The organism is uncultured Anaerovibrio sp. (genome assembly GCF_947302755.1).
In the GTDB taxonomy this organism is placed as follows: Bacteria; Bacillota; Negativicutes; order Selenomonadales; family Selenomonadaceae; genus Anaerovibrio.
The window spans coordinates 1-6,413 of record NZ_CAMYWM010000138.1 but is presented as its reverse complement, the minus strand read 5'-3'; the positions used below and the strand labels follow the sequence as shown (position 1 = coordinate 6,413).

Genomic DNA, 6,413 nt, shown 5'->3' with positions numbered 1-6,413 from the left:
CTGAATTGGGCTAAATTTTCCCCAGGGCTGTGGAGACCTGTCCAAGAGGCAAAGCCTGTTGGCTGCCGTTTGGTTTCTCTGGAATTTCATTCACTTCTGCCCTGCTCTGCAGTCAGCTGGCTGAGACGCTGGCAGTTATTAACAGATAATAGCTATCCGTTAATAATTTTACCTTTTATTCATATTTGTGTCAATCAGCGGTCCCCTGTTTCATCTCTACACAGGAACAATATTATGGTATAATTATCTAGTTATTGCACACGTGATGGAGGAGTAATTGAGTATGAAGCTGGAAAACATAAGTAAAATCATAGCAGATGAATTAAAAATAAAGTTTTTTCAGGTCGATGCCGTCAGCGAATTGTTGGATGAGGGGAACACCATTCCCTTTATTTCCCGCTACCGCAAGGAAAAAACCGGTGAATTGGACGAGGAAAAGGTGCGTATCATTTCTGACAGACTCACATATCTTCGTAATTTCGTAAAACGTCAGGAGGAAATTCTCAATAAAATAGAGGAACAGGGCAAGCTTACGCCGGAGCTGCAACAGGCCATTGAAAAGACCACCAAGCTGCAGGAGCTGGAGGACATTTATCTTCCCTACAAGCAGAAAAAGCGGACCAGGGCCCAAAAGGCCCGGGAAAAGGGGCTTGAACCCCTGGCCAATACCATTATGCTGCAAAGCCTTGCCACCGGTTCACCTGAGGAGGTGGCCGCCGGCTTCATCAATCCTGAGCTGGAGGTGGAGACCGCTGAGGAGGCCCTGGCCGGTGCCCAGGATATTATTGCGGAAATGATTTCCGAGGATGCCAGCCTTCGACAGGAGCTGCGCAAATTTCTGTGGAACAACGGCTTTATCACCACCTCACTGGAAGAGGAAAAGGAAAATACAGATGAGGGAAAAATATTCCTCATGTACAAGGAATACAAGGAGCTGGTCCGCACCCTGCCCTCCCACCGCATCCTGGCCATCAACCGGGGAGAGAAGCTGGACTGCCTCAAGGTCAGGCTGGAGGCCGAGGAGGACCGTATTTTATCCATCATCGAAAAGCGGTTTATCACCAGCAGCTCCATATTCCAGGGCCTGTTAAAGGACACCATAGCCGACAGCTGGAAGCGGCTTATTCAGCCATCCCTGGAACGGGAAATCCGCAATCAGCTCACTGAAACTGCTGAAAAGCAGGCCATTGATGTTTTTGGCACCAACCTGCGCCAGCTGTTACTCCAGGCCCCCCTGGCCGGCTTTACCGTTATGGGCCTTGATCCGGGCTACCGCACAGGCTGCAAGATGGCCATTGTGGACCCCACAGGCCACGTGCTGGACCATGGGGTTTTATATATAACCCATGGTGAAAAGGGGGCCGCCGATGCTGCAAAAAAAGCCCTGGCCCTCATAAAGAAATACAAGGTAAATCTCATATCCATAGGCAATGGCACCGCCTCCTTTGAAACCGAGGAATTTGCCGCCAAGCTCATAAAGGACAATGGGCTGGATACCCACTATATTGTCACCAGCGAAGCCGGTGCCTCCGTGTACTCTGCTTCGCCCCTGGCCAAGGAGGAACTGCCGGAATACGATGTTACTATCCGCGGAGCAGTTTCCATTGCCCGCCGGGTACAGGATCCCTTGGCCGAGCTGGTTAAAATTGACCCCAAGGCCATCGGTGTAGGTCAGTACCAGCATGATGTCAACCAGAAGGAATTGGCCAATACCCTGGATCAGACCATTGAATCCGCCGTAAATCACGTGGGTGTGGAGCTCAACACGGCCTCTCCGGCCCTGCTGAAGCACGTGGCCGGCATTAACGCCACCATTGCCAAAAACATCGTGGCCTACCGTAACGAAAACGGCCCCTTCAGCTCCCGCCGGGAGCTGCTAAAGGTGGCCCGCCTTGGCAACGCGGCCTATACCCAGTGTGCCGGCTTCCTGCGTATAGGCGGCGGCAAAATGCCCCTGGACAATACGCCGGTTCATCCGGAGTCCTATGAATTGGCAAAGAACATTCTGGCCAAGCTGGGAGCGGATATGGATATTCTAAAGGACAAGAACCAGCTGGAAATCCTGCAGGCAAAAATAAAGCTGGCTGACCCTGAGAAGCTGGCCAAAGAGCTGAATGCCGGGGTGCCCACAGTAAAGGATATTTTGGATGCCCTGTCCAAGCCTGGCCGGGACCCCCGTGAGGATCTGCCGGTTCCATTGACCAGAAAGGCCATTGTCAAGCTGTCGGATATCAAGGTGGGAACCGTTATGCGGGGCACCGTCCGTAACATCACGGATTTTGGGGCCTTCGTGGATATTGGCATAAAAACCGCCGGTCTTATTCATATTTCCGAATTAAGCAGCAGGCGGGTAAAGCATCCCCTTGATGTGGTAGCCGTAGGTGACATTGTAACCGTACTTGTTATCAGTGTAGATGAAGCACGGGGCCGCATTGGCCTCAGCCTCAAGCAGGTACCCCAGGAGGCCAGGGCCATATGACAACCTTACCAGAAATTGATGAATGCGGGTTCAAGGCCCTTTTGACCCAGATAAAGCCTGCAGACGAAGGCAGTATACGGGAGGTTGAGAGGGTACTGATGGGCTCCTCCATTGAGAAGCCGGACTTCGGGGCCCTCCGCTTCCTGTTAAAAAAATATGCTGGTGCCACCTGGCAGTCGGACTTCACTAATGATCCCATGAAGGCCGTAACCATTTGCTGTGCCGACCATGGTGTGGCCCAGGAAAATGTCAGTGCCTACCCGCCGGAAACCACCTTGCATATGGTAGCCAATTATCTCATTTCCCATGGAGCCGCTGCCAATGTTTTTGCCGATTTTACCGGTGCCCATCTCTGCGTGGCCGACCTTGGCATCAACAGCGATAAGGCCCGGGATATTCCCGGGCTCATCCACTTCCATATTGCCTCCGGTACCAACAATGCCACCCGTGGACCGGCCATGACCAGAGAACAGGCTATAGCTTCCCTGTATTATGGCTTTACCCTGGCCCAACAGCTTCGCAGACAACAGGGAATAACCCTTTTTTTACCGGGAGAAATGGGGATATCCAATACCACCGCCAGTGCGGCCATTACAGCGGCCCTGCTGAAGGAGTCACCGGCCAATACCACGGGACGGGGCACCAACATATCAGATAAGCGATATAAAATCAAGGTGGCCACCGTAGAGAAAATGCTGACAGTCAACCAGCCCGATGACCAGGACCCTATTGATGTTCTGGCCAAGGTTGGCGGCTTTGAGCTGGGGGCCATTGCCGGTATTATGCTGGGAGCAGCGGCTTCCCATTCCCTCACCATATTGGACGGCTTTAATTCCAGTGCTGCGGCCCTCATTGCCATAAGGCTGGCACCTGCCGTCAAGGACTACCTGGTACCCTCCCACCGGGCTGGCGAGCAGGGACAGCCCCTGATACTGGACGAGCTGGGCTTTACTCCCTTGATGGATCTGAACATAAAGCTGGGGGAGGCAGTGGGTTCCTCCCTGGTGGCTGATATTTTGGATACCTCCATCAGAGCCTACCGAAGCCTCCAAAAAACAAGCTCCACCAGTGATTTATACGCTGATACCATTGAAAAGGAGCTTATACCCCAGGTTGAAATTACCTTGACGGACAAGACCTTTGATTATTACACCCGTACCATGTCCGAGCCGGATAAGGAGGTCATGGAGCGCTGCCAGCTGCGGCTGGACAACCTGTCCAAGCCCATCTACAGCCTTGGGGTCATCGAGCAAATAGCCGCCCAGCTAAGCGGAATCACCAGCAATGAATTGCCCACGGACGTAGATAAAACCCTGCTGCTCTTTGGCATGAACCAGACTGAGGCCATAGATAATGACCAGGCAGCCTTTATTCACAGCTTTGCCACCCAGGCCGGGGCAGATGTTATGGCGGCCTATTTAACCCAGGACCGTTCCCAAATGGATGCCTTTGAATTTGGCCGTATACAGGGGGAAAATATATCCCTGGGCAATCAGGTTATGGGCTTATCCATCATTCACAATACCCCCTCCAAAATAGACGAGCTGGCCGATATGCTCTGCGATAAGAGGGGTAACCTAAAGCTGCAGGCCACCACATTTATGAACAAGCTGCCCCCCAATATGCAGCTTATTGCCTCAGCCCTCCTGGGAGCTATCATCTCAGCCACTCACAACCGTACCATGATAATTCTGGGGGACAGGGCCGTAACCGCCCTGGCGGGCTATGCTGCCCAGCTGGTACCGGAAATTCAGCCTTTTCTTCTCCCCATTGAGCCGCCCCTGTATCACATGAAGGTCAACATTCCCGGCGTCACCGCCTGTATGGGGATGCGGCTAATCGATGCTGCCCTGCACACCATTAACAACATGAAAACCTTTAGTGAAGCCCAGGTTGCAGTGGCCAACGACGGCCCAGGAGCCGGCCGGCAGCTATAGCATACTAAACTCCGTGCAAAATGATATTTTGCACTACACCCTTACACGAACACTAAGTTCCCACTGCGCCGTAGGCTTGTGCTCACTAAGTGTTCATAAAAAACAGGGTATGGGAAAGCAACACACTTTCCCATACCCTGTTTAATTGCCGGAAATCACACTTCCCGCATCCGATATTCCACATCCTCATCCATCATCTGGAGCATAATATCCGTAAACCGGGGATCAAGCTGGCTGCCACTGACCTTCATCAGCTCTTCCCGCACTACGGACTGAGGCAGCACATCCCGGTAGCTGCGCTTTGATGTCATGGCATCATATACATCCGCCACCGCAATTATTCTGGCCTTTTCCGGAATTTCATTGCCGGCCAGGCCATCCGGGTAGCCCGTACCATCGAACCGCTCGTGATGACTGCGGGCCCCCACCCGCAATTCCTCCATTCCATGGACATATGACAAAATAGCACTGCCAATAACCGGGTGCATTTTCATGGATGAATATTCCCGTGGCGTCAGTTTATCAGGCTTATTAAGCACCTGACCGGACACCCCAATTTTACCAATGTCATGGAGCAGGGCCATAAAATAAATTTTCCGCTGATAATTTTTTGATTTGCCGGCCCGATAAGCAATTTCCCGGGAATAATCTGCCACCCGCTGGGAATGACCATTGGTATATGGATCCTTGGCATCAATGGTCTTGGCCAGGGCAAAGACCATTTCCTTGAACAACCGCTTGGTAAATGCCAGCTGTCGCACAGTAGCCTGAATCTGCTTATCAATCCGCTCCTGCATCCGCTTTTTCAGGGAGATAAGCTCCAATGTGCGCTGAACATGGGTTAAAATCAGGGTCGGTATATATGGCTTGTGAAGAAAATCAAAGGCCCCCGCCTGAATTCCCTTTACCTCCAGCTCCTGATCCATTTCAGCAGTAAGCATAATCACAGGAATTTCCTTCAATTCACCATCCTTTTTCATATATTCCAATACCTGAAATCCATTCATTCCAGGCATATTTATATCCAGGAGCACCAAATCCGGCTTCCGCTGCTGCATAAAGTCAATGGCTTCCCTGCCGCCTAAAGCCATGGCCACCTCATAATCCTTCTCTAAAATTGCCTCAAGAATCATGTGGTTTACCGAGTCATCATCTACTGTCAGAATAAGACTCTTACTATCTTGGGAATTCTCCATGACATCACACCTCCTACCTACTTATTCTATATTTATTTACTTTGAAAATCAATGCAAATAAATAGGTCTCCGTGTAAATACAGCGGAGACCATATTTTATTTGTTTATATATATTTCGCCGTGGCACTCATAGCTGCGGATTTCCCTTACCTTATTATCCCCATCCAGCATAACCACTGTAGGCTTATATTGAACGGCTTCCCTTTCCTCCATAAACGCATAGGCCATAATAATCACCACATCCCCTGGCTGGGCCCAGCGGGCTGCCGCCCCATTGAGGCAAATCACACCGGAGCCCGGTTTGCCGGGAATAACATAGGTTTCCAGCCTGGAGCCGTTATTGTTATTCACCACCTGCACCCGTTCATTTTCATATATTCCCGCTGCCTTCATCAAATCAGCGTCAATTGTGATACTGCCCATATACTGAAGATTGGCTTCAGTAACTGTGGCGCAATGAAGCTTGGATTTTAACATGTGAAGCATCATAAAATTAACCCTCCAAAATCACATTATCAATAAGACGGGTCTTACCGATCTTTACCGCAATAGCCATAATAGACTCACCGTCTACCTTGTCAATTTCCTCCAAAGCCGGGAAGGAATATATTTCTACATAATCGATAACCGCCATTGGCTCACTATTGATTTCATCCACAATAATTTTCTTAAGCTGACTAACCCTTGTTTCCCCGCTGTCAAAGGCCTTCCTGGCCAAATTCAGGCTCCGGGATAAAACCAGTGCCGCTGTCTTTTCCTCAGTTGAAAGATATACATTACGGGAGCTGCGGGCCAGGCCGC

General features: G+C 50.7%; 5 protein-coding genes. 2 read left to right on the top strand and 3 right to left on the bottom strand.

Translation table 11 applies throughout. The features are described from left to right. Window positions 1-283: 283 nt before the first annotated feature. Both Q0Y54_RS11010 and Q0Y54_RS11005 read left to right on the top strand, forming a co-directional pair. Window positions 284-2,479 carry a Tex family protein gene (locus Q0Y54_RS11010; protein WP_297967748.1) on the top strand — a complete coding sequence of 732 codons (2,196 nt, stop codon included), beginning with the start codon at window positions 284-286 and terminating at the stop codon, window positions 2,477-2,479. Further along, window positions 2,476-4,416, top strand: coding sequence for a nicotinate-nucleotide--dimethylbenzimidazole phosphoribosyltransferase (locus tag Q0Y54_RS11005; protein ID WP_297967745.1), 1,941 nt, complete (start codon window positions 2,476-2,478; stop codon window positions 4,414-4,416). The genes Q0Y54_RS11010 and Q0Y54_RS11005 overlap by 4 nt, the downstream gene beginning before the upstream one ends. Window positions 4,417-4,571: 155 nt before the next feature. Here Q0Y54_RS11005 and Q0Y54_RS11000 read toward each other — a convergent pair whose 3' ends face one another. From Q0Y54_RS11000 to Q0Y54_RS10990, 3 genes are all read right to left on the bottom strand, one after another. Beyond that, window positions 4,572-5,612 carry an HD-GYP domain-containing protein gene (locus Q0Y54_RS11000; protein WP_297967742.1) on the bottom strand — a complete coding sequence of 347 codons (1,041 nt, stop codon included), beginning with the start codon at window positions 5,610-5,612 and terminating at the stop codon, window positions 4,572-4,574. 96 nt (window positions 5,613-5,708) lie between these two features. Further along, a complete protein-coding gene (gene panD, locus Q0Y54_RS10995; RefSeq protein WP_297967739.1) occupies window positions 5,709-6,101 on the bottom strand; it encodes an aspartate 1-decarboxylase in 393 nt (130 codons plus the stop codon). 4 nt (window positions 6,102-6,105) lie between these two features. After that, window positions 6,106-6,413: pantoate--beta-alanine ligase (locus Q0Y54_RS10990; protein ID WP_297967736.1), on the bottom strand; the 308-nt coding region annotated here is incomplete at its 5' end.

What these genes read in the sequence shown, in the direction of transcription:
- panD (WP_297967739.1), bottom strand. Translation starts at nt 6,101, where the DNA reads ATGATGCTTCACATGTTAAAATCCAAGCTTCATTGCGCCACAGTTACT.
- Q0Y54_RS11010 (WP_297967748.1), top strand. Translation starts at nt 284, where the DNA reads ATGAAGCTGGAAAACATAAGTAAAATCATAGCAGATGAATTAAAAATA.
- Q0Y54_RS11005 (WP_297967745.1), top strand. Translation starts at nt 2,476, where the DNA reads ATGACAACCTTACCAGAAATTGATGAATGCGGGTTCAAGGCCCTTTTG.
- Q0Y54_RS11000 (WP_297967742.1), bottom strand. Translation starts at nt 5,612, where the DNA reads ATGGAGAATTCCCAAGATAGTAAGAGTCTTATTCTGACAGTAGATGAT.